General features: G+C 59.2%; 18 protein-coding genes and 3 tRNA genes. 16 read left to right on the top strand and 5 right to left on the bottom strand.

What is annotated here, in order from left to right:
- The 4 genes from EV586_RS06940 to EV586_RS06955 all read left to right on the top strand — a co-directional run bounded on the left by EV586_RS06940 (nucleotide 1) and on the right by EV586_RS06955 (nucleotide 2,437).
- Complete coding sequence (locus tag EV586_RS06940) at nucleotides 1-660, top strand: MOSC domain-containing protein (RefSeq protein WP_132944346.1); 660 nt, start codon at nucleotides 1-3, stop codon at nucleotides 658-660.
- Nucleotides 661-1,143 carry an SAM-dependent methyltransferase gene (locus EV586_RS06945; RefSeq protein WP_132944347.1) on the top strand — a complete coding sequence of 161 codons (483 nt, stop codon included), beginning with the start codon at nucleotides 661-663 and terminating at the stop codon, nucleotides 1,141-1,143.
- A 56-nt stretch (nucleotides 1,144-1,199) separates the two neighbouring features.
- Entirely contained in the window at nucleotides 1,200-1,541 is a 342-nt protein-coding gene (locus EV586_RS06950; RefSeq protein WP_132944348.1) for a hypothetical protein, read from the top strand.
- Between the two features lie 80 nt (nucleotides 1,542-1,621).
- A complete protein-coding gene (locus EV586_RS06955) occupies nucleotides 1,622-2,437 on the top strand; it encodes a DUF2785 domain-containing protein (protein ID WP_132944349.1) in 816 nt (271 codons plus the stop codon).
- Between the two features lie 155 nt (nucleotides 2,438-2,592).
- Here the strand turns inward: EV586_RS06955 and EV586_RS06960 are convergent, their stop codons facing one another.
- A complete protein-coding gene (locus EV586_RS06960; protein ID WP_132944350.1) occupies nucleotides 2,593-4,716 on the bottom strand; it encodes a HelD family protein in 2,124 nt (707 codons plus the stop codon).
- Nucleotides 4,717-4,903: 187 nt separating this feature from the next.
- Here EV586_RS06960 and EV586_RS06965 point away from each other — a divergent pair, with 187 nt between their 5' ends.
- The 10 genes from EV586_RS06965 to EV586_RS07010 all read left to right on the top strand — a co-directional run bounded on the left by EV586_RS06965 (nucleotide 4,904) and on the right by EV586_RS07010 (nucleotide 17,434).
- Entirely contained in the window at nucleotides 4,904-7,186 is a 2,283-nt protein-coding gene (locus tag EV586_RS06965) for a M20/M25/M40 family metallo-hydrolase (RefSeq protein WP_132944351.1), read from the top strand.
- A gap of 150 nt (nucleotides 7,187-7,336) precedes the next feature.
- A complete protein-coding gene (locus tag EV586_RS06970) occupies nucleotides 7,337-7,759 on the top strand; it encodes a hypothetical protein (protein WP_132944352.1) in 423 nt (140 codons plus the stop codon).
- Nucleotides 7,760-7,859: 100 nt separating this feature from the next.
- Nucleotides 7,860-9,206: a TerB N-terminal domain-containing protein gene (locus tag EV586_RS06975; protein ID WP_132944353.1), complete on the top strand. Its 1,347-nt coding sequence runs from the start codon at nucleotides 7,860-7,862 to the stop codon at nucleotides 9,204-9,206.
- Nucleotides 9,199-10,536, top strand: a complete 1,338-nt coding sequence (locus EV586_RS06980) for an ATP-binding protein (protein WP_132944354.1) — start codon at nucleotides 9,199-9,201, stop codon at nucleotides 10,534-10,536. Before EV586_RS06975 ends, EV586_RS06980 begins: the two co-directional genes overlap by 8 nt.
- Nucleotides 10,537-10,665: 129 nt before the next feature.
- Nucleotides 10,666-11,409 carry a UMP kinase gene (gene pyrH / locus EV586_RS06985; RefSeq protein ID WP_132944355.1) on the top strand — a complete coding sequence of 248 codons (744 nt, stop codon included), beginning with the start codon at nucleotides 10,666-10,668 and terminating at the stop codon, nucleotides 11,407-11,409.
- Nucleotides 11,410-11,500: 91 nt separating this feature from the next.
- Entirely contained in the window at nucleotides 11,501-12,553 is a 1,053-nt protein-coding gene (locus tag EV586_RS06990) for a MerR family transcriptional regulator (protein ID WP_132944598.1), read from the top strand.
- Between the two features lie 77 nt (nucleotides 12,554-12,630).
- Nucleotides 12,631-13,935, top strand: a complete 1,305-nt coding sequence (locus tag EV586_RS06995) for an amidohydrolase (protein WP_132944356.1) — start codon at nucleotides 12,631-12,633, stop codon at nucleotides 13,933-13,935.
- A 60-nt stretch (nucleotides 13,936-13,995) separates the two neighbouring features.
- On the top strand, nucleotides 13,996-16,182 hold the full coding sequence (locus tag EV586_RS07000) for a DEAD/DEAH box helicase (protein ID WP_132944357.1): 2,187 nt from the start codon (nucleotides 13,996-13,998) through the stop codon (nucleotides 16,180-16,182).
- A 176-nt stretch (nucleotides 16,183-16,358) separates the two neighbouring features.
- A complete protein-coding gene (locus EV586_RS07005; protein ID WP_132944358.1) occupies nucleotides 16,359-16,652 on the top strand; it encodes a YerC/YecD family TrpR-related protein in 294 nt (97 codons plus the stop codon).
- Nucleotides 16,653-16,720: 68 nt separating this feature from the next.
- The gene (locus EV586_RS07010) at nucleotides 16,721-17,434 is read left to right on the top strand and encodes a geranylgeranylglyceryl/heptaprenylglyceryl phosphate synthase (RefSeq protein ID WP_243652955.1); all 714 of its coding nucleotides are present in this window, start codon (nucleotides 16,721-16,723) and stop codon (nucleotides 17,432-17,434) included.
- Nucleotides 17,435-17,477: 43 nt separating this feature from the next.
- Here EV586_RS07010 and EV586_RS07015 read toward each other — a convergent pair.
- From EV586_RS07015 to rseP, 4 genes are all read right to left on the bottom strand, one after another.
- Nucleotides 17,478-17,554 (bottom strand) — tRNA-Pro (locus EV586_RS07015).
- Between the two features lie 40 nt (nucleotides 17,555-17,594).
- Nucleotides 17,595-17,671 (bottom strand) — tRNA-Pro (locus EV586_RS07020).
- Nucleotides 17,672-17,695: 24 nt separating this feature from the next.
- Nucleotides 17,696-17,772 (bottom strand) — tRNA-Pro (locus EV586_RS07025).
- A gap of 141 nt (nucleotides 17,773-17,913) precedes the next feature.
- A complete protein-coding gene (rseP, locus tag EV586_RS07030) occupies nucleotides 17,914-18,951 on the bottom strand; it encodes an RIP metalloprotease RseP (RefSeq protein ID WP_132944360.1) in 1,038 nt (345 codons plus the stop codon).
- Between the two features lie 148 nt (nucleotides 18,952-19,099).
- On the opposite strand from rseP, the gene EV586_RS07035 reads away from it, so the two are divergent.
- Complete coding sequence (locus EV586_RS07035; RefSeq protein WP_279388278.1) at nucleotides 19,100-20,260, top strand: AAA family ATPase; 1,161 nt, start codon at nucleotides 19,100-19,102, stop codon at nucleotides 20,258-20,260.
- Nucleotides 20,261-20,402: 142 nt separating this feature from the next.
- Complete coding sequence (gene pcrA / locus EV586_RS07040; RefSeq protein WP_132944362.1) at nucleotides 20,403-22,640, top strand: DNA helicase PcrA; 2,238 nt, start codon at nucleotides 20,403-20,405, stop codon at nucleotides 22,638-22,640.
- Nucleotides 22,641-22,655 lie beyond the last annotated feature (15 nt).

The raw sequence follows: 22,655 nt of genomic DNA on the forward strand, positions 1-22,655 counted from the left end.
ATGACGCAGATGGAAGTGGTGCGGATCAGCGTCGGCCGCCCGCAGGCGCTGACGCATAACGGACAGACGCTGGACAGCGCGATCTCCAAGCGGCGAGTCGAAGGGCGCGTATATTTGTCCAAAGTGAATTTTGAAGGGGACGAGCAGGCCGACCTCGTGCATCATGGCGGCCCGGACAAGGCGGTCTGCGCCTACCCGGTCGAGCACTACGCCTATTGGGAAGAGACGCTTGCTGTAAAACTTCCGGAAAACGCATTCGGTGAAAACTTGACCTTGCGCGGCCTGACCGAACGGGATGTGCGCATTGGCGACATCTATCAAATCGGCGGAGCGGTGCTGCAAGTCTGCCAGCCGCGCATCCCTTGCGGCAAGATCTCGATGCGCACCGGGGTGCCAAACTTTGTCAAGCTGTTTAAAGACACCGGCTATACGGGTTACTACCTGCGCGTGCTGGAAGAAGGCGATGTGGACGCGAATCCGGAGCTGGTGCTGCTGGAGCGGGGCCAGGGGATGACCATCGCAGAAGTCAATCACGTCCTCTTCCACGACGATGCGAACCGCGACGCGATGCGCCGGATCATCGGGGACGAAGCGGCGGCCGGCTCCCTGCGCGAGATGCTGGCGAAGCATCTGGAGCGTTTAGAAAAGGGGGAAGCGTAAATGAGCGAATGGAAACAGGAAATCGTCTTGCAGCCGATCGGGGTCGTGCGCTCGCCGCGCGATGAGGCGATCGATGATTTCTGGGGAAGCGTAGAATCGGTGATCGAGCTCGACCCGGAGCAGTTCACCGCAGATGTGGCGGCGGGGCTCAGCGATTTCTCGCATGTCGATGTGGTGTTTTTCATGAACCGCGTCCGCCCGGAGAAGATCGAAACGACCGCCCGCCATCCGCGCGGCAACACGGAGTGGCCGAAAGTCGGCATCTTCGCCCAGCGCGCCAAAGGCCGCCCGAACCGCCTCGGGGTCACCAACTGCCAACTGGTCAAAGTCGAAGGGCTGCGCATCACCGTGCGCGGATTGGATGCGATCGAAGGCACGCCGGTCGTCGACCTCAAGCCGTACATGGCGGAGTTTGGCCCGCGCGGCGACGTGAAGCAGCCGGAGTGGTCGCATGTGCTGATGAAGGAGTATTTTCTCGGATAAGTTCAGCGGCGCTGGAAACCCTATGATGAGACGGGAACCAAAGGGGGCTTCTTCCAGTGACCAAAGGTGAAAAGCAAAGCTTTCGTCAATTTGAGAACCAGAAACAGCTCAGACTGACCGATGACCCCAACTATGATGCGAGCAAGCTTGCCGGCGACATGTCGACCGACAACCGCCAATATGTGACGGAGCCGACCGAGAATCGGATCGCGATGGAGACGATTCAAGCGAACAGCGGCATGTTCATGCATCCGATGCATGACGTGACGGCGACCGAGCATGTGCATGGCGACAAGGTCCTTGAAGCTTTGCAGCAGGAGCTCGACGAGTTCGAGCTTGAAGTCGAAGGCGGGGACGGCCGGATCGACCCGAATGAAGGCGGCGGGCAGGACAGCTAATCGTTCGCAATCGTGGAGTCGAGGCAGTGGAGCGGAGCCGGGCGTGACCCGGCTCTTTTTGCTATTGGAGGAGAAATCGGATGAACCTGACACAAGAACTCGAAATCATCAAACAACAGGAATACCGTCTCGCAGCGGGCCAGGACTTGATGGAGCTGACCCATGCGATCTTGGATCAGCTCGGCTCGACCGACGCCTATTTGCGCGACAGTTTGGGCTATTCGACGCTGGCCAATTGGCTGTACAAACAAGACGAGTACAGTCTGGAGCAGCTGCGGGAGATTTTGCAGCGCGTGCTCGGCGTATGGAATGAAGGCATCGGCGAGAAGGAGTCGGACGGCGTGTTTTTGCGCAGTTTTGCCAGCCTCGTCGTGGCACTGGTGCTGTTGCAGGACAACAAGACACCGTTCTTGACGGAGGAGGAGTTCCGGACGATTCTGGCGCGGACGGTCGCCTACTGCCAGCAGGAGCGCGACTTCCGCGGCTTCGTCGAGCCTGGCGGTTGGGCGCATGCGGCGGCGCACGTCGCCGATGTGGTCGATGAGTGCGTGAAGCACCGCTTGACGGGCGAAGCGGAATGCGAGCTGCTCTGGCAGGGCCTGCGCGCCTTGATCCGCAACGCCGACTTCGTGTACGGCGCGGAAGAGGACGAGCGCATCACCAACGCCCTGCTCGCGATGATCGATTCGGGCAAAGTCCCGCTCGCCAAGCTCTGCGCCTGGCTGGAAGCGGAAGAATGCGCAGGGGAGAGCTACCACAAGAGCTTCACGCTGCGCATCAACTGGAAGCACCTCGTCCGCAGCCTGGAGTTCCGCCTTCGCGTCCATAACCTCGCGGGCGACTGTGAAGACAGACTGTTCGGCTTGCTGCAAAAATTCGCTTCTCATTATGCCTGACAATAAAAAGCCTTCGCTGGCAACCAGCGAAGGCTTTTTGATCGAAATGCGGCTTGCGGGGTAATGCGATGATGCAGGCGTGAGCATGACGCTATGACGTGTAACGTTCACCTGCATAGCAGGCAAGAACTGCAAGAGCAATCTTGCGCTCGCAGCTACATCTCCGATGTATAAAGCTCCTCATCAAGACCGGCAATCAGCGGCGAAGGAGCTCCTGTGTGCAGCAGCCAGAGCTCGTGCAAGGCGCGGGTGCAGCCGACATACAGGAGTTTGGCGTCCTGCGGGGACAGTTCGTAGTGCGCCTCATCGACATCGGTGATCAGCACGGCGTCGAACTCCAAGCCTTTCGTCAGATACACGGGCAGCACCGACAGGCCGCCTCTGTACTCGCGCTGCTTGGAGTGGATCAGCGTCGCATCCAGCCCTGCCTGCTGCAGAGCGCGGTGCAAGTCGCGCGACTCCTCTTCCGTCCGCGCCACCACGGCGACCGTCGTGTGCGCGCCGCTTTGCAGCTGCCGCACCGCAGCGATCACCGTCTGCAGGCGCTCCGGCTCAGCCACCTGCGCCACGCGGACTTTTTCTCCGCTGCGGAAGACCGGGACGGCGAGGGTCAGCGCTTCTCCGGAGCGCTCCAGAATCACGTTGGCGAAGTTGATGATCTCCGTCGTCGAGCGGTAACTGCGCTCCAATTGGAAGTACGCCTGCTCCTCCTCCTCAAACAGCTCCAGAAACTCCCGCCACGCGTGCACCCCTTGATAGGCGTGAATCCCCTGCGACAAATCACCCAGGATTGAGAACGAATGGCCCCGCGTCTGCTCTTTCAGCAGCGCGACTTGGAACGGGGAGAAGTCTTGCGCTTCGTCGATCACCACGTGGTCGAACACGTGCGAGCTGTCGATCCCGTGCAGCCGGTTGCGGATCAAAAGCAGCGGTGCCAGATCTTCCAGATCGACGATCTTCTTTTTGAATTTCTTGTTTGACGCCTTCACGATACGCTCCGGCAGATCGGCCGCTTCGCCGAACATCTTATTATACAAGCCAAACGGCGTCAGGTCAGGCATGCTTTTTAAATAGGTGCGCAGCCGCGCGTTCGCTTTTTTCTTCAGCTCTTTGCGCTTGATGCTGTCCCAGACTTTCTCCAGCTCGATTTCCAGCCAGCGCTTGATGCGGCCGACGACGCGCTCGCGGCGCTTGGCGAGCGGATAGTGCCGGTATTCCGCATGGAACCACTCCTGTACTGTCGCCGCGTCCAGCGCCGTGCCTTCCCACGCTTCAAACGGCTGCTCCGGCACGAAGTTCTGTTCAAACGCCTCCAGATACGCTTCTACATAGCGGTAAAAATGCATCGCGCCTTTGTAGCGTCCCGGCGCGTGTTCATCGAGCACCGGACGCTGCGGCCCGATGGCAAACCAGGTGTCCAGCCGCTCCGCCGGGTCGGACAGCTCCACTTCCTGCTCGAGAAGATCGAGCGCCCAGTCGCTGAATGTCGTCTGCTGAATCCCGCCGACGCCAAGCTCCGGCAAGACCCCGGAAATGTAGTCGAGGAACATCGAGTTCGGCGCGAAAATGATCATCCGCTCCGCCCGAATGTTCTCCCGGTACTGATAGAGCAGGTAGGCGAGGCGGTGCAGCGCGACGGTCGTCTTGCCGCTGCCGGCGACCCCTTGAATGACGAGGGCGGTGTTTTTCGCCGAGCGGATGATCTTGTCCTGCTCGGCTTGGATCGTCGAGACGATGTCGCGCAGGCGGTTGTCTTTGTTTTCGCCCAAACGGTAGAGCAGGAACTCATCGGCGACGTCGAGGTTGTCGCCGCCTTTGACGTACGCATCGACGACGCGCTGCAGGATCTGCTTGCGGATCACGAGGTTGCGCTTCAAGTAGATCAGGCCTTCGATCAGCCCTTCCGGCGAATCGTAAGACGCTGCTTCCTCCCCGCCTGTGAACGAATAAAACATCGAGGCGACCGGCGCGCGCCAGTCGATGACGAGCAAATGTCCGGTATCTTCATCTTCTACCCCAACCTTACCGATATAAAGCGGCTGTGACGCCGCGGCGCCCGCTTCCTGAAAGTCGAGGCGGCCAAAATACGGCTCGACGGCGGCGATGCTCAAGTTCTGGCGCCTCGATTCGCGAATGTTGTCCAGCGCCTGCTCGGTCAAATCGTCGCCGTAATAACGGGGGACCGTTTCGAGTGTCTGCAACTGGCGGTCAATCTCGGCAGCGGTGTGTTCGAGCCGCTGCAGCTCTTCTTGATAGGCACTTTGAATCTCAGCATCCAAGATCAGTTACCTCCACATGAGAAATTTCGCCATTCAGACGAGATGTTTCAATATATCACAGCCATAGAGGGGACACAAGAACGTTTGACTAGCAATACTATTCAGATTATCATTGTGTAAGATAAGATTAATCGTTTTCGATAGAGACTTTTAGCGTTAATAAAATTGTACAGAGAGGAAATATCGGATGAAAAACAACATCTTGCGTTCACTTGTTGTCTTGCTGATTCTGTCCCTGGCCACGTTCCTCGGGCTGAATCAGGTGTCCGCGCCGGACGTGCTGCCGGCCGACGGGCCGGCCGATCAATTCTCTGCCGAACGTGCTGTGAAGCATGTCGAGCAGATCGCCAAAGTCCCCCATCCGACCGGTTCCAAAGAAGCGGCAGAAGCGCGCGACTATCTGCTGGGCGAGCTGAAAGCGCTCGGCCTCGATGGCCAGGTGCAGGAAGCGGACTCCGCGCGCTTCACACACGGGACCGTCTACTCGGGCCACATTCAAAACGTCATCGGCCGCCTCAAAGGCTCCGCAGACGGCGGCAAGGCGATCCTGATCGCAGCGCACTATGATTCCGTTCCGACCGCTCCGGGCGCGAGCGATGACGGCGCGGCGGTCGGCGCGATGCTGGAAACATTGCGCGCCTTAAAAGAAGGCCCGCAACTGAAACACGATGTGATCTTCCTCTTCACCGACGGGGAAGAAGCGGGGCTGCTCGGCGCCAACGCGTTCGTCAAAGAGCACCCGTGGGCGAAAGACGTCGGGCTCGTGCTGAACTTCGAAGCGCGCGGCTACAAAGGCCCGGCCTTCATGTTCGAAACGAGCGACGGCAACGGCTGGGTGATGAACGAATTCACCAAAGCGGCCGAGCATCCGGTCGCCAACTCGATGCTCTATGACATGTACAAACTGCTGCCGAACGACACCGACTTGACCGTCTTTAAAGGGGCGGGCATGAGCGGCTTGAACTTCGCGTATGCGATCGGTCTCAACGCTTACCACAACCGCATCGACACTGTGGAGACGATGGACCCGGAGAGCTTGCAGCACCACGGTTCCTATATGCTGTCGCTGACCAAGCATTTCGGCATGCTCGACAGCTTGGACGCAGCTGCCGGAGACCGCAACCAAGTCTACTTTAATCTGTTCAAACATGTGCTGGTCGATTACTCCCAAACGTGGGTGATCCCGTTGACCGCTGTGGTGACCCTGCTGTTCCTGTTCGTCTTGATCACCGGCCTGCGCAGCGGCGTGCTGCGCGCGGGCGGCCTGCTCAAAGGCTTGCTCGGCTTCCTGCTGGCGATCGTCGGCACCGGCGGCGTGGCGATGGGCGCCTGGACGCTGGTCAATGCCCTGCAGCCGGACATGAACTACAACCTGGTCAACGACCCGGACTTCTTCAACGTGTATGCCTGGGGCTTTGCCCTCTTGTCGGTCGCAGTGTTCAGCGGGCTTTACAGCTGGATTCGCCGCTGGGCGTCTGCTGCCAACCTGATGGGCGGCTCGATCCTCCTGTTCTGGCTCTTGACGCTGGCGGTGACGTTCCTGTTGCCGGGCGGCTCGTACCTGTTCACCTGGCCGCTGTTCTTCTCGCTGATCGGCTGGTACCTCTTGATCAAGTCTCCGGACGGCGAGATCAAGTCGATCAAAGACGCGGTGATTCAAACGCTGCTCGCCGTGCCGGCTGTGCTGCTGTTTGCACCGCTCGTCTACCTCGTGCTGGTGCTGGTCTCCCTGTCGCTCGCAGGCGTCGTCTTCGCCCTGCTGGCGATCATGATGGGCCTGCTGGTGCCGCATGTGCTGTCCTTCCTGTCGGGTCGCACCTGGCGCTTCCCGACGGCTGCGGTCGTCACCGCGCTGCTCATCTTCGTGATCTCCGGCTTTACGCTGGACATCTCGGCGCAGAACCCGACCTATGCGAGCGTCATCTACGGCAAAAACGACAACACCGGCAAAGCGGTCTACGCGACGGCCACACCGCTCGACGACCCGTGGCTGGAGCAATTCCTGACCGATGACCCGGAAGTCGGCCCGCTAAGTGAAGTGCTGCACCCGCTGTTCAAGCGCGACTACCGCTATGCAGAGGCGCCGGACGTGAAAGAAGAAGCGCCGAAGCTGGAAGTCTTGTCTGACACCACTTCTGGCGATGTGCGCACGCTGAAAGTGAAGATCATGTCCCAGCGCGGCGCGCACGGCATGTCGGTGACCGGCCAAACGGAAGGCCAGATCATCGGCGGCAGCGTGTGGGGCAAAACGTTCGAGTCGGATGGAACGCCGTTCATTCTGAACTACGCGTCCGCGCCGGAAAAAGGTCTTGAGCTCACCTTGCAGATCAAGCCGGCCGGCAAAGTCACCCTCGACGTGGAAGACACCACCTTCGGGTTCCCGAACGTTGCAGGCAAATCCTACAGCGACAGCCCGGATTCGATCATGGCGATGAAACGCGTCATCATCAACAAAAAACACGAACTGTAAAGCCCGATCCCCCTTGTGCGAACGAGGGGGATTTTTTGTAATTGATTTGTAAAGGAGGGAAAGAGAGGGATTTGACATAACTTGTAGAAAAACAAAATTAGATAGAAAATTCCGTCATATAAACATGGAAAGTAGTGGAGGTGGGCAGTCATGAAAAACGTCACCTTGGAGCGCTATCTGACCGCCGTCAGCAAGCAGTTGGCGGCAGATCATCCGCTCAAGCAGCAGGTCACGCCGTACACGTTTTTGCGGGAGGTCGATCCCGATCCGATCCGGCGGGCGCAACTGTTCCGGCAGGCCGGTGCGGAGTTTGGCTGGACGAACACCGAGCAGAGCCTGCTCGATGTGCTGCAGGGGATCCCGCACGGCAATCTCAGCGACCTGTATCTGGCTGTGAACATCCAGATGGCGGCCCGGCAGGAAAAGAAGCGGGGCAGGCTCTGGTGGGGCGGTTCGCTGGCGCTGGCGGGGCTGGCGGCGTATCTGTTTGTGGAGACTTATTATTTCGGTTCGATGATGCTGTGTTATGTGTATTTGGGAGTTCAAGATTATCTGCGGGGCGGTCAATCCTGACCGCCTTTTTGTATGCGCATGCATTTTCTGTGCAAATGATGTACGATGAAGAGTAGGACATCGGATAAAGGAGGTGTGAAGGCCTCTGGAACTCGGGGAAGTGAAAGCAAAGCAATTCCGCGCCCAAGTGGTGAGATGGAAAGAAGAAGCAGGAACACCGGCCCCAGAAGTAGAGTTCTTTCACAATTGGCCGAAGCACGAGCACTTGGACACGGCGCAGTTGCGCTGGTTTTTGTACTGGCGCGGGCTTTGGGAACACGGAGTTGTGAAGAAGACGAGCCTGTCCTATATGAATCTGCACATTTACGAACTGCTAAGTCTTGAATATATCAACGATCCGGCGAGGGCGGTGGAGCGCCTGACCGAATTTTACGCGGAGTTTCACAGCATCCAGCCCAAGCTGGATGTGACCTTGGTGCGCTGGATCGGCGACCTGTATTTAAAGCTGGGCGATCTGAACAATGCGCTGTACTGGTATACGAAAGGGCCGAATGGCGATCTGTATGAAAAGCTGTCCTGGTACCGCTATGGCGAAATGGACATCCCGATGGCCTTGCTGTTGAAAGTGGCCGGGATGACCAAAACCGGATTTTACCGCGAGCGGATGCCGGGGATCGAAGCTGAGATCGAAGGCATGATGCAGGCGGCGTTCCGGGCGTACCAGCAGATCGAAGGGATGCACCCGCTGGACAAATACGCGCGCTGGACGGATGAGCCGGTGATCTACCTGTTCTCGAACACGCCGATCCACGAGAAATGTTACCTCGATGGATTCCGCCGCTACGAGTATGCGGGCACGTTTGTGCATTGGGTGAAAAACGGTCTGCGCTGCGCCGAGAACCTGATCCGCCGCACGGCCGGCAAACCGCTGCTCAAATACGATGAAAGCGTCGCCGTCTATTTTGCCGAGCTGGAGCCGAACTACCCGCCGAAGCCGAAGCCGCAGCCGAAAGCACGAGACAAAGCGGCCGATCTTCCGGCGCCGTTGATGGCGCACGACCTGCCCGAGCAGCCGATCGAGCTCGACTTTTCCCGCGTGCAGGCGCTGGCACAGGAGACCGACTGGCTGGTTGACATGATGCAGGAGGAAGGGGCCAATGAGGAGTTGCTCCTCGCTCCGCCCAAGGTGGAGCAAAAGGCTGACGGCGAACTGCTCGCCTCTTTGTTCACGCTTCCGGAAGCGGGCGAACTGGACGACTTGTTCGCAGCGCTGGCCCAAGGCGAGCAGGACTTCCTGCGCCATCTGACCTGCAGCGGTGAGACCTCGCGGCGGATGCTGTCCGACTGGCTGAAGAGCAGAAGGATGTTCCTCGACGCGGCGGTGATGAGCATCAACGAGCAGGCGATCGACGCCGGGCTGGAGCCGATCCTTTTCGATGACGGAGAGACGGTCACGCTGGAGGCGGAGCATGAAGACGCGATGAGGAGGATTTGCAATCATGAGTGAAGCGCTGCACAACAAACTGACCCGGCGCCAGGCCAACGCCATCATCCAATCGATGGGCGGCGGTGTCGTTCCGCAGGAAGGCATTGAGCACGTCGTGGTCGGCCGCGTCAAGGAGATCCGCCAACTGGTCGAAGATCTGCATGGCGCGGCGGACGGACTGTCCGGCATGAAGTTTCTGATCGGCGACTACGGCACAGGTAAAAGCTTCATGGCCACCTTGACCCGTTTTATCGCCTATCGCGAGAACTTCGTGGTCGCTTACACCGACCTGACCGCCAACCGCCGCCTCTACGCCCACGACGGCAAAGGCGTCGCGACCTACTCCGACCTGATGCAAAACCTCTCCACCAAGTCGAAGCCGAACGGCAACGCCTTGCGCTCCCTGATCGAGCGCTGGCTGTCCGACCTGCAGCAAAAAGTCGCCGTCGAACACGACTTCGACAGCATTCCTGACGCCTCCGACACCCGCTTCACCCGCCTGGTCAGCCAGGAGGTGCAAGGCGTCGTCCGCGAGGTGCAGGAGCTGTCGGGCGGATTTGACTTCGCCACCGTGCTGACCAAGTACTACCAAGCCTACCTCAGCGGCGACGAGACGATCCAAGAGCACTGCATCAAATGGCTGCGCGGCGAGTACCGCACCAAGACGGAAGCGAAAAAAGACCTTGGTGTGCGCGATGTGATCAACGATGACAACTGGTTTGACTATCTGAAAGTGATGACTCAGTTCATCGCGTCGATCGGCTACGGCGGCCTGCTCGTCCTGTTCGACGAAGCGGTCAACCTCTACAAGATCGACCACGCCGGCGCCCGCGCCAAAAACTACGAGCGCATCCTCGAGTTCTACAACGAATGCACCCAAGGCCGCGCCGCACACCTGATGGTGCTGTTCATGGGTACGACCGATTTTCTGGAAGACGAGCGCCGCGGACTCTTTTCCTATAAAGCGTTAAAATCGCGGCTCTTGCCCAACCAATACGAAACGCATGAATTCCGCGACCTGCGCCAGCCGGTGATCAAACTGGCGCCGTTGTCTGCCGAAGAGCTGTTCGTGCTGCTCCGGAAGATCCGCGACATCTATGCAGCGTTGTACCAAGTGGAGAACATCACCGCCCTGGTCAGCGACGACAACATGCTGGAGATCGTACAAAAAGCGCTCTCCCGCCCGGGCGGTGTCCAGTTCATCACGCCGCGCGAACTGATCCGCGAGTTCATCGGGATCTTAAACGTGCTGCATCAGAATCCGGAGATGAGCAAAGCGGACATCTTCCTGGAACGCCTCGAACTGGCCGGACAGGAATCGCGCCGCTTTGTGGGACGAACGTTGGATTAAGTGGAAGAAAAGTCAAGCATAATGAATAAAAATCAATAGGCATGCGTTGCCACCCGTTTTCCAAACCGTGCAAATCCGAATCGCTCCAGATATAATGTTGCAGGAACTTGAAGGGGAGGGACAGTTTGGATGACAGAACCGAGATACAAACGAGTGCTGATCAAATTGAGCGGAGCTGCGGTGGCAGGCCAGGAGGAATTTGGCTTTGACCCGGATTCGCTGGAGCATATTGCCCGTGAGGTGCTTTCGGTCATCGACCTTGGCGTCGAAGTGGCGATCGTCATCGGCGGCGGCAACATCTTCCGCGGCAATGTGGCCGAGACGTGGGGCATCGACCGGGCGGAGGCGGACAACATCGGCGTCCTCGGCACGGTGATCAACTCGCTGATGCTGCGCGGCGTGCTGAAAGCGCGTTCCGACCGCGAAGTGCGCGTCATGACGGCGCACCAGATGAACTTCATCGCCGAACCGTTCATCCGCCTGCGCGCGACTCATCACTTGGACAAAGGCTACATCGTCATCCTCGCCGGCGGCACGGGCCAGCCCTACGTCACCACCGATTATCCGGCGGTGCAGCGCGCGCTGGAACTGCAATGTGACGCGATCCTCGTTGCCAAAAACGGCGTGAACGGCATCTTCTCGGCCGATCCGAAACAAGATCCGGACGCGAAACGCTACCACTCGATTTCCTATGATGATGTGGTGCGTGAGAACCTGAAAGTGATGGACCAGTCGGCGATGATCCTCGCCCGCGACTTCGGCATCCCGCTGCACATCTTCGATTTTGACCAGCAGGATTCGATGCGCAGCATCTGCCTCGGCGAAAACATCGGCACGTACCTCTCTCCCACGACCACCAGAAGTCTGGAGTAGTCCCTTTGCAAAAAGGGGCTTTTTTTTCTGCTTTACCTTGACGTAACGTCAACGTTTAAGATGAGGACAGGAGGTGGCGAAGATGCGCAGAGTGCATATCAAAGAGATCGCAGACAAGCTGCAGGTAAGTGCCCGCGCCATCCGCTGGTACGAGCAGAAGGGGCTGATCGCGCCTGACAAAAACGAGGAGAACGGGTACCGCACGTTTACCGAAAACGAGGCGTGGCGGCTGCAGACGATCATCTCGCTGCGCGAAGTCGGCATGGGCATCCCGGAGATCAAAAAGGTGCTCGACGAGCTGGACGCGGGCGACGAGCAGGACGTGCTGTATTACCTCGAACTGCAGCGCGCCGTGATGTTTTCGCAATGGATTGAACTGAAAGGGATGATCGAAACGTTGGATCGCATGATCGGAAACGCCAAGCAGCAACAAGAGCTGGTCTGGGAGGACATTCACCAGCTCGTCGACAGCGCGAAAGGCTACCGCGACCTGCGCAAGACGTGGACCGACCGCTGGGGATTCGACCGCCAGGCGGCGCAGTATGACGAAGCGGTGCTGCGCGAGCCGGAGTTCAATCCGCATCAGAACTACAACGAAGCGTTGGACATGACCTGCCAGCTGGTCAACCCGCGCCTTGGCGAGCGGGGGTTGGAGATCGGCATCGGGACGGGCAATCTGGCCGGGCGCTTTTTGGCAAAAGGCATTGAAATCGCAGGCACCGACCAGTCGCGGGAGATGCTACGCCAGTGCCAGGCGAAATATCCGCAGATCGAAACGAAGCTCGGCAACTTCCTCGCCGTACCGTATCTGGACGACCAGTTTGATTTTGTCGTCACATCGTACGCCCTGCACCACCTGACCGACGAGCAGAAGCTGCTCGCGCTGGAGGAGATGCGCCGCGTCCTCAAGCCGCACGGGCGGATCTGCATCACCGATCTGATGTTTGAAAGTGCGGCGAAGCGTGCGGCGGTGCGCGAAGAGTTCCAGAGCGCAGGTCGGGCGGACCTGTGGGCGCAGATCGAGGACGAGTATTACGCCGACCGCTCCCTGCTCTTGAAGTGGTTCGAAGCCAACGGCTATGTGGCACAGGCCAAGCAGGTCAACGACTTCCTGCACATCCTGTTCGCGGTGCCGATTCGCTAAAAATAGGGCTTGCGCTTGACGCAGCGTCAACCTTTACGATGGGCTCGTCACAACATTTCCGAAAGGGGTATGCGAAGATGAGCCTTTTGATTGCCAATGCGATGATTTTGACGATGACAGGGGAGACGGTGACGCCGATCCAGGGAGATCTGCTGATCGAAGGAGATCTGATTACAGCGGTCGGCGAGGTGTCGGCGGAGCAGCAGGCACAGGCGGAAGAGGTGATCGACGCGCAGGGCATGGTGGCACTGCCCGGACTGGTCAACTGCCACAACCATGCGGCGATGAGCATCCTGCGCGGCTTCTCGGAAGATCTGCGCCTGATGGAGTGGCTGTCACAAAAAATGTGGCCGGCCGAAGCGCGGATGACGCAGGAGGATGTGTACCTCGGGACGCTGCTCGCCGCGGTCGAGATGATCAAGTCCGGCACGAGCACGTTTGCCGACATGTACGTCTTCACCGACAGCGTGGCGCAAGCGGTGATCGACTCCGGGATGCGTGCGGCGCTGACCCGGGGGATGCTCGACGCGCCGGAAGGGCGGGAAACGCGGTTCGCCGAGGCGCGTGCGCTTTTTGAAACATGGAACGGAGCCGGAGACGGACGCCTCACCGTCATGGCCGGTCCGCATGGTCCGCACACCTGCCCGCCCGCTTTTTTGCAAGAGGTCTGCAAGCTGGCCGACGAGTTCAATGCGCCGCTGCACATCCATCTGGCCGAGACGACCGAGGAAGTGGAGATCATTCGCAAGGCGTACGGCTTGACGCCGACCGAATACTTGAAAGAGGTCGGGCTGTTCGACCATCATGTGGTGTTGGCGCACAGCGTGCATCTGACGGCGGGGGACATCGAGATCTTGCGGGAGAGCAAGCTGCGGGGCGGGATCGCGCACAACCCGGTCTCCAACCTCAAGCTCGGCTGCGGCATCGCGCCGGTCACCGAATACCTGCGGGCGGGGCTGACGGTGGGCTTGGGCACCGACGGGCCAGGTTCGGCGACGACGCTCGACATGTTCGAAGAGATCAAAGCGGCAGCCTGGCTGCAAAAAGTGCAGACGTTCGACCCGACCGCGCTGACCGCCGCCCAAGTCCTGCAGATGGCCACCCGCGAAGGCGCCAAAGTCCTCGCCCTCGACAGCGCGATCGGCACGCTGGAAGCGGGCAAGAAGGCGGACGTGATCCTCGTCGACACGAACGCCGCCCACCTCCGCCCGCACCATGACCTCACCGCCCTGCTCGCCTACAGCGCCAATGGGGCCGACGTCCACACCACCATCGTCGGCGGCGAAGTGCTGATGCGCGGCCGCAAGCTCACCAAACTGGACGAGCAAGGACTGATCGGCGAAATCGAACAGCGCGCGAAATTCATCACAGCAGGGATTTAAGCTGCCAAGCAGAAGGATAGACTGGTAGAAAACGATCGGACGTTGAGGGAGGATACCGGTTTGACCTTCGAGTTGTTAAGCCCGACCATACAAAAGAAAATCTGGAACCTGGAGTGGCGGCAGTTCACTCCGATCCAGCAAGCGGCCGTGCCGGTGCTGCTCAAGAAACGGCACTGCCTGCTGATGGCAGGTACCGCCTCGGGGAAGACCGAGGCGGCTTTTTTGCCGATCTTGAGCCACTTGGAGCAGGCGGGGCAGACCGGACGAGGGCTGAACGGGCTGAAAGTCCTCTACCTGTCGCCGCTGCGCGCCTTGATCAACGACCAGTTCGAACGGATCGAACGCCTGACCGACACGCTGGACATTCCGCTCTTGAAATGGCACAGCGATGTGGCGCGCAGCAAAAAGCTGGCCTGGCTGGACAACCCGCGCGGCATCTTGCAGATCACGCCGGAGTCGCTCGAATCTCTGCTCGTCAACCAGACGGAAAAAGTGCCCCGGCTGCTCGAAAGTGTCGAGTTCATCATCCTCGACGAACTGCACGCCTTCCTCGAAAGCGACCGCGGCCTGCACGTCCAGTCACTTCTGCACCGCATGCGCCGCTACATGCAGCAGCCCCCGGTCATGGTCGGCCTCTCCGCCACGATCGGGTCACCGGAGATCGCAAAGCGTTACCTGCACGCCGACGACCCCGGGCAGGTCGAAGTGATCAACCCTGCCGACAGCAAGCGCCAGATCTTTCTGCAAGCCGACTTCTTCGGCAAAGAAAGCGCCGGGCTATCCCAAGCGCTGGTGCGCGACATCTATGACCTGACCCAAGACAAGAAAACGATCCTCTTCTGCAACTCGCGCGGCCAGGTGGAAGAGCTGACCCACAAGCTGAACGAAACGGGCAGGAAGCTTGCCGGACCGCTCTACACCAAACGCTACTACCCGCACCATTCTTCTATCGACAAAGGGGAGCGCGAATGGATCGAAGAGCAGATGCGCACGACCCGGCTGCCGCTCACCGTCGTCAGCACGAACACGCTGGAGCTCGGCATCGACATCGGCTCGCTCGACCTCGTCGTGCAGCTCGACGCCACCTCATCCGTCTCTTCGCTCAAGCAGCGCCTCGGGCGTTCCGGGCGCCGGGCGGGCGCCGACTCCTACCTGATGATGTACGCGACAGAAGAGGAGGATCTGGTCCAGGCGGTGGCGGTGACGGAGCTGTTGTTCGACAAATGGATCGAGCCGCCCGAGCCGCGCCGCGACGTGTATGACCTGCTGTTTCACCAGCTGCTCGCGCTCTGCACGGAGCGCAAAGGCGTTTACCGGGAAGACCTGCTCGAGGAGATCGCCGACAACCCGACGTTCTCCGATCTGCCTGCCGCACGCGTCCGCGAGCTGTTGGAGTGGATGCTAAGCGCTGACTGGCTGGAGGTTGTCGAAGGCCGCTGCATCCCCGGCATCCAAGGGGAGCGGCTGGTGCGGTCGCGGGATTTTTACTCGGTCTTCCAATCGCCGGTTCTCTACAAAGTCATGCACGGCACGCGGCTGGTCGGGACGATCGAAGCGTCGCCGCTTGTCATGCCGGGCGAAACGGTGCTGCTCGGCGGTGCGACCTGGGAGATTCTCGAGATCGACGACCGTCGCAGCACCGTCTACGTCGCGCCTTCTTTTGACGGCAAGCGGCCGCTCTGGCTGTCCGGCGGGCGACAGGTGCATCCGCAGATCGCAGAGCAGATCTACGCGACCTATACGGAAAGCGCAGACTACGACTACCTGCATCCCCGCGCCTGGCACCGCCTGCAGGAAGCGCGAATGACGGCGAAGCAGCTGGGCTTCGAACCGGGTGTGCGCGTGCTGCGCGAAGGGGCGCGCGCTTTGACCCTGTACGATTATGCCGGAACGCGCCGCCAAAATGCGCTGGCGACGCTGTTGCGAGGCTGGCTGCGCGAGCTGGAGATCGGGCTGTCTGTCAAACAGTCCGCCTTTGCGGTGACGCTGGAAGGCGGGGTGATCCCGGACGGATTGGCCAAAAAGCTGGTCGTGTTCCTCGTCGATGTCTTGACCCGCAACGCGGAACTCAAATACCTGATGATGGGCCGCAGCGCCGAAGCGGAAGGCGGGGCGCCGACGAAGTTTGCCGAATACCTGCCCCTGAACTTCCAGCGCTGGATCGAAGACGAGATCGAGCGCGATGTGGAAGGGCTGCGGGAGTGGGTGCAGGAGCAAAAGTGGAAATGGGTGCAGGAAAGAAAATGAGGGACCACCTTGCAACGCGGCCGTTTCTGGTCAATAATGAGTAAGAACAAGTCCATGCTGCACTTGCAGGAATACATAATTACACTGTCGAATAGGTTAGCGTCACAGGAGTAAAGCGTCACTGCTGTACAGTCTGTGCGCCTCAAATATACGGGGGGTTTGGAGGGGATAGCCCAATGCAACTGGATAAACTGCGCGACAGAACGGTCGATCAGCTCTTCGAAGCGATCCTCCAACTGCGTACGCTCGAAGAAGCCTATCAGTTTTTTGATGATCTATGCACCGTCAACGAAGTGCAATCGCTGGCCCAGCGTCTCGAAGTGGCACGCATGCTGCGCAAAGGCCAAACGTATAACCAGATCGAAGCGGAGACCGGTGCGAGCACCGCGACCATCTCCCGCGTCAAGCGCTGCCTGAACTACGGCACCGACGGTTACAAGGTTGTGCTCGATCGCTTAGCAGAGAAATAGCGCACAGAAACCCTTGCTTCTCCACCGGCAGGGGTTTTGTTATGACAACCGAGAGGAGGCCCGCGTCCTTGACGACCGCCCACACCTCACCTCCTTGGCGCCACTGGCGGCACGTCGTCAAACTCGACCCGGCCCGCCCGCTCTGCGACGAGGTGGTGCTCGCCATCGCCGCATCCGGCACCGACGCCGTCTTTCTCGGCGGCACACAGGACATCACCTACGAAAACACCAACACACTGCTCGGCCGCCTGCGCCGCCTGGCGCCCGACCTGCCGCTCTGGCAGGAAGTCTCGACCGGCGACGCTGTCGTCGACGGGGTGGACGGCTACTGCATCCCGGTCGTGCTGAACAGCTCCGACCCGCACTGGCTGATCGGCGCCCATGCGCAGGCCCTGGAGAAATTCGGCCCGTGGATCGACTGGAGCAAAGTGCTCGTCGAAGGCTACCTCGTGCTCAACCCGGAGGCTGCCGTCGCCCGACTCACCGGTGCGAACAGCAGGCTCACTCCGCAAGCGGCCGCTTCCTACGCCGCCGCAGCTGAGGCGCTTTTTTCGCTCCCGGTGCTCTACATCGAATACAGCGGCACTTTCGGCGACCCGGCGTTGCTCGCCGAAGTCGCCCGCACGCTCCGCCGCGCCCACCTCTTTTACGGCGGCGGCATCGACTCCTACGAAAAAGCGGCCGCGATGGCGCAGCATGCCGACACCCTGATCATCGGCAACGCGCTCTATACCGATCGCTGGCAGCAGGTGCTGGCCGATACGGTCCGCGCTGTGAAATAACAACGACAAAAAACCACCGATCGAAGATCGGTGGTTTCTCAGTTGGTCGGAATGCAGGGATTCGAACCCTGGACCTCTCGCTCCCAAGGCGAGCGCGCTACCAAGCTGCGCTACATTCCGATAGGGATGAATCTAGTTGAAAAGTTGGAGAAAATAAAAATGGTCGGAATGCAGGGATTCGAACCCTGGACCTCACGCTCCCGAAGCGTGCGCGCTACCAAGCTGCGCTACATTCCGATCCTACAAAAAGAAGATCAAAGATGGTCGGAATGCAGGGATTCGAACCCTGGACCTCACGCTCCCGAAGCGTGCGCGCTACCAAGCTGCGCTACATTCCGACATATTCAATTGAGTTCCTGTCGGCGGGCTGTTCACCCGTCAACGAGATATAGAATAACATAGGGTGATTCGGAGAGTCAATAGCTTTTTTCAAAAAAAGCGGGCCAAACAAAAATCCCCTCCGAAGAGGGGATCGGCAGCTATTTCGAGAAGATGTTGAAGACGTCTTTAAACGTGACGACGACCATCAAGGTGAGCAGGAACAGAATGCCGATAAAGTTGATGCTCGCTTCCCGCTCCAGCGAGATGCGTTTGCCACGGCGAATCCATTCGACCAAGAGGAACACCAGCCGTCCGCCGTCGAGCGCCGGGAAAGGCAGGATGTTCAAGACGGCGAGGTTGATCGACAGCAGCGCCACGATGTACATATAATGCTGCACGCCGTTGTCGGACGCTTGTCCGGTGATGCGAATGATCTCGACCGGTCCGCCGATCTCTTTGAACGAGACGGCGCCTGTCACCAGCTGCTTGAAGCCGTCAAACGTCATCGCGGTCAGCTCGCCGGTGCTGCGAAACGCCTGTGCGGTGTTTTCGCCAAACCCGCCCGCTTTGACAAAGCTTGTCTGCTGCTGCAGCGCGATGCCGATCATCGGCTTGCCTTCCGCTGCGTTCATTTGCGGCGTGACGGTCAGGTCGACGCGCTTGCCATCGCGCAGGACGCCCAGTTCCAAGGGCTTGCCGGAGTGAGTCTGCACCGCTTCGTTAAACTCGGCAGGCGTCTCCATCTCTTTGCCTTCGATCCATTTGATCTGGTCGCCGGCCAAAAGCCCTGCTGCAGCGCCCGGCTGACCAGCCTTGACTTCGCCGATAAACAGGTTGGCTTTCGGAGCGCCATATAAGTTGAACAGCAAGGCCAGGATCAGGAACGCGCCGATCATGTTCATGATCACCCCTGCGACGATGACGAGAATTCGCGCGCCTACAGGACGATTGTTAAAATTATCGGGTGCGGCTGCCGCTTCCGGGTTGTCCTCTCCATACATCTTCACGTACCCGCCCAGCGGAATCCAGTTCAACCGATACAAGACACCGTTGCGCTGATGCTTGATGATCGAGGGGCCGAATCCGACAGCAAATTCATCAACGCGGACGCCGGTGGCACGCGCAGCCCAGAAATGTCCAAGTTCGTGGATGAAGATCAGGAACCCAAGTGCGAGTAGGGCCATTACGATGTTCATTTCGAGTCATCACTCCCATTCATTTCACTCTATAATATGCAGGCAGTAGCATCCGAACATACTTATGAGCCGGATAGACCGAATATTCATCGATTATAACATATATTAGGAAACACTAGAACAGCGCATGCTACATGCAACGCAATGTATGGAAGGAGCGTCCCCCATGTCTGTCCTCACCGTGCTGGTCGGCATCCCCGCCAGCGGCAAATCGACGGTCGCACGCGACCTGACCGCGGCCAACCAAGGCGTCTGGATTCACGCCGACGATGTGAAGAAGGAACTGTTTGGCGAGCAGACGATCACCCGAGACATCAACGACGCGGTGCTGGCTGCCGTCAAAGACCGCCTGACACAGGCGATGGCAGGTGGCCGCCAGGTCGTGCTCGACGCCAAACACCGCGTTCCGAAATACAGAAGACCCTATCTGGAACTGGCGCGCCAGCATGGCTATCAGACTGAGGCCATTTTTCTGAACGTGCCGCTGGAAGCAGCGGTGGCGATGAACGGCAAGCGCCAGGCAGCGGGCGAACCGTCCGTCTCCGAAGCGCAGATCCGCCGCTATGAACGGCTCTTGCAGATCCCGACCTATGCGGAAGACTTCGACCGCATCGAAGTGCGCACCGCCGAAGCGGTGCATGAAGAAGCGGCCGCTTTCTTCCAAGAACACGAAGCCCGGTTCATCAAGCATCCCGTCCAAGTGGTGCGCGAATTGGCAGCGGACGGACGTTTGGAAAAATGGCTTCCCGAGCTCCACCGCGCCATCCCGCTCGACCAGCACAACCCCTACCACCATTTCACCGTCTTCGAACACATCATCAAAGCAACCGAAGTCGTCGCCGGCACGTCGCTGCACATGGTCTGGACGCTGCTTTTGCATGACATCGGCAAAGCCTACCCCGGGATCAAGCAGTTTACCGGCGTCATCAAAACGCCCTACGGCCGTTTCAAAGCGAAAGAGCGCGTCGAGATCGAAAATGGAGCGGACATTCGCGACGGGCGCGATTCGGGCGAGTATTACGTCGTAGAAGGGGAGCAGATCCCCAAAGCGCACATCCAGACCAGCTTGAACGGGCACTTCTACGATCACGAGAACCTCGGCGCGCAGCTGGCGTACCGGATTTTGACGCGCTTTGGCTATGATCACGAGTTTGCCTTGCATGTCGCGACCCTGATCCAATTCCACATGCTGATGCCGCGCGACATCGCCGAGGTCGAACTCTCGCAGATCCGCAAATTCTATGAAAAAACCGGGCCATACGCCGCCGAACTGATGATGGTGCGGCTGGCCGATACGCGCGGCAAATAAACTCGCAAATATGACGCAGCTCATAGACTTTTTTCGCTGCGTCTGTTTTTATTGTCTGTAGATGGTGAGCATAGATATGGGAACTTATGTTTGCTATAATGAGCTTCAAGATGCACTGAGTACTAGACATGAGGTGTTGCACATGTTTTCAATACAAGGCGGAGAGAAGATGCTCGAAGGTCTCAATCCGCAGCAAAAAGAAGCGGTGCTGCATAGCCAAGGCCCGCTATTGATCATCGCGGGAGCCGGTTCGGGCAAGACGAGCGTGCTGACCCGGCGCATCGCCTATCTGATCGGGGAGCGCCGCGTGGCGCCATGGCAGATTCTCGCGATCACCTTTACCAATAAAGCGGCAAAAGAGATGCGCGAGCGCGTCGAGAACCTGATCGGCCCGAATGCGTATGACGTTTGGATCTCCACCTTCCACTCGATGTGCGTGCGCGTGTTGCGCCGCGATGCGGACAAGCTCGGGTACACCAACTCGTTCACCATTCTCGACGCCGGCGACCAGCTCACCGCCGTCAAACAATGCTTGAAAGAGCTGAACATCGACCCGAAAAAGTTCGACCCGCGCGGCTTGCTCGCGATGATCTCCAACGCGAAAAACGACCTGCTGACACATGAGCGCTTCGCCGACACGGTGCGCGAAGGCGACGTGTTCGGCAAGGTCGCCGCCGACGTTTACATCGCCTATCAGAAGAAGCTGAAGGCGAACAACGCGATGGACTTTGACGACCTGATCATGAAGACGGTCTACCTGTTCCGGCACCATGAAGAGGTGCTGTCGTTCTACCAAAATCGCTGGCATTACGTCCACGTCGACGAGTATCAGGACACCAACAAGGCGCAGTATCAGCTGGTGCAATTGCTCGCCCAGAAAAAGCGCAACATCTGCGTCGTCGGCGATTCCGACCAGTCGATCTACGCCTGGCGTGGGGCGGACATCACCAACATCCTCCATTTTGAAAAAGATTATCCGGAGACGACGGTGATCAAGCTGGAGCAGAACTACCGCTCCACCGGCTTCATCCTGCAAGCTGCGAACAAAGTCATCGAAAACAACTCCGAGCGCAAAGAGAAGAATCTCTGGTCGACAAAACCGGAAGGCGAGCTGGTCAAGCTGTACAAAGCGTACGACGAGCACGCCGAAGCGCAGTTCGTCATCCAGCAGTCGCTCGAACACATCAAAGGCGGCGGCAAGCACTCCGACATCGCCGTGCTCTACCGCACCAACGCCCAGTCCCGCGTGATCGAGGAATCCTTGCTGAAATCGACCGTGCCGTACACGATCTACGGCGGCATCAAGTTCTATGAGCGCAAAGAGATCAAAGACCTCTTGGCCTATCTGCGCCTGATCGCCAACCTGAACGACGACCTCTCGCTGACCCGCGTGATCAACGTGCCGAAGCGGGGCATCGGCGACACCACCGTCGGCAAGATTCTCGACTACGCGGCTGCGAATGAGCTGTCGGCCTTCCAGGCCCTGATGGAGATCGAAAACATCGGCATTCGCGGCAAAGCGAACGGGGCGATCAAAGAGTTCGTCCTGCTGATGCGCAATTTTGCTTCGCAGATGCCGTACTTGACGGTGTCCGATCTGACCGCCGAAGTGCTGAAGCTGACCGGCTACCGCAAAGAGCTGGAACTGGAGAAGACTTTGGAAGCGGACGCGCGCTTGGAGAACTTGGACGAATTCCTGTCGGTCACCGCGGAGTTCGACAACAAGCACGACCTGTCCGAAGAGAACCGCCTCGTCGAGTTCCTCTCCGAAGTCGCCTTGATCGCCGACAGCGAGCAGTCGGACGGAGAAGAAGGGCCGGAGTCGATCAAACTGATGACGCTGCACGCAGCCAAAGGGCTGGAGTTCCCCGTCGTCTTTCTCGTCGGCCTCGAAGAAGGCATGTTCCCGAGCAACCGCACCTTGACCGGCGGCGACGAGCGCGACGTGGAAGAGGAGCGCCGCCTGATGTATGTCGGGATCACCCGCGCCGAAGAGAAGCTGTTCCTCTCGCACGCCGGATCGCGCATGATGTACGGCCAGATCAAAGCGAACGCGCCGTCGCGCTTCATCCGTGAGATCCCGCCGCAGCTGATCGAGGAAGTCGGCATCATCCGCCGCCAGCCGATGCAGGACCGCGTGCGAAGCGAGATTCCGGGCCTGCAAAACGGCGCCCGCGTGCCGAGCGGTTTCGGAGCGGACCCCAACCTGACGTGGGAAGTCGGCGAGTGGGTCTCACACCGCAAATGGGGGCTTGGTGAAATCGTCAAGACGGAAGGGGCCGGGGACAATCTCGAGCTGTACATTCAGTTTGAAGACCTGGCGATCGGCATGAAAAAGCTGCTCGCCCGCTTTGCGCCGATCGTGAAGACGGAAGACTAGAGTTTTTGGAGGGAG

It is taken from the genome of Tumebacillus sp. BK434 (genome assembly GCF_004340785.1).
Taxonomy (GTDB): Bacteria; Bacillota; Bacilli; order Tumebacillales; family Tumebacillaceae; genus Tumebacillus_A.

Coding starts and splice junctions, on each gene's coding strand:
- EV586_RS06940 (WP_132944346.1), top strand. CDS start 1: ATGACGCAGATGGAAGTGGTGCGGATCAGCGTCGGCCGCCCGCAGGCG.
- EV586_RS06945 (WP_132944347.1), top strand. CDS start 661: ATGAGCGAATGGAAACAGGAAATCGTCTTGCAGCCGATCGGGGTCGTG.
- EV586_RS06955 (WP_132944349.1), top strand. CDS start 1,622: ATGAACCTGACACAAGAACTCGAAATCATCAAACAACAGGAATACCGT.
- EV586_RS06965 (WP_132944351.1), top strand. CDS start 4,904: ATGAAAAACAACATCTTGCGTTCACTTGTTGTCTTGCTGATTCTGTCC.
- EV586_RS06970 (WP_132944352.1), top strand. CDS start 7,337: ATGAAAAACGTCACCTTGGAGCGCTATCTGACCGCCGTCAGCAAGCAG.
- EV586_RS06980 (WP_132944354.1), top strand. CDS start 9,199: ATGAGTGAAGCGCTGCACAACAAACTGACCCGGCGCCAGGCCAACGCC.
- pyrH (WP_132944355.1), top strand. CDS start 10,666: ATGACAGAACCGAGATACAAACGAGTGCTGATCAAATTGAGCGGAGCT.
- EV586_RS06995 (WP_132944356.1), top strand. CDS start 12,631: ATGAGCCTTTTGATTGCCAATGCGATGATTTTGACGATGACAGGGGAG.
- EV586_RS07005 (WP_132944358.1), top strand. CDS start 16,359: ATGCAACTGGATAAACTGCGCGACAGAACGGTCGATCAGCTCTTCGAA.
- rseP (WP_132944360.1), bottom strand. CDS start 18,951: ATGAACATCGTAATGGCCCTACTCGCACTTGGGTTCCTGATCTTCATC.
- EV586_RS07035 (WP_279388278.1), top strand. CDS start 19,100: ATGGAAGGAGCGTCCCCCATGTCTGTCCTCACCGTGCTGGTCGGCATC.
- pcrA (WP_132944362.1), top strand. CDS start 20,403: ATGTTTTCAATACAAGGCGGAGAGAAGATGCTCGAAGGTCTCAATCCG.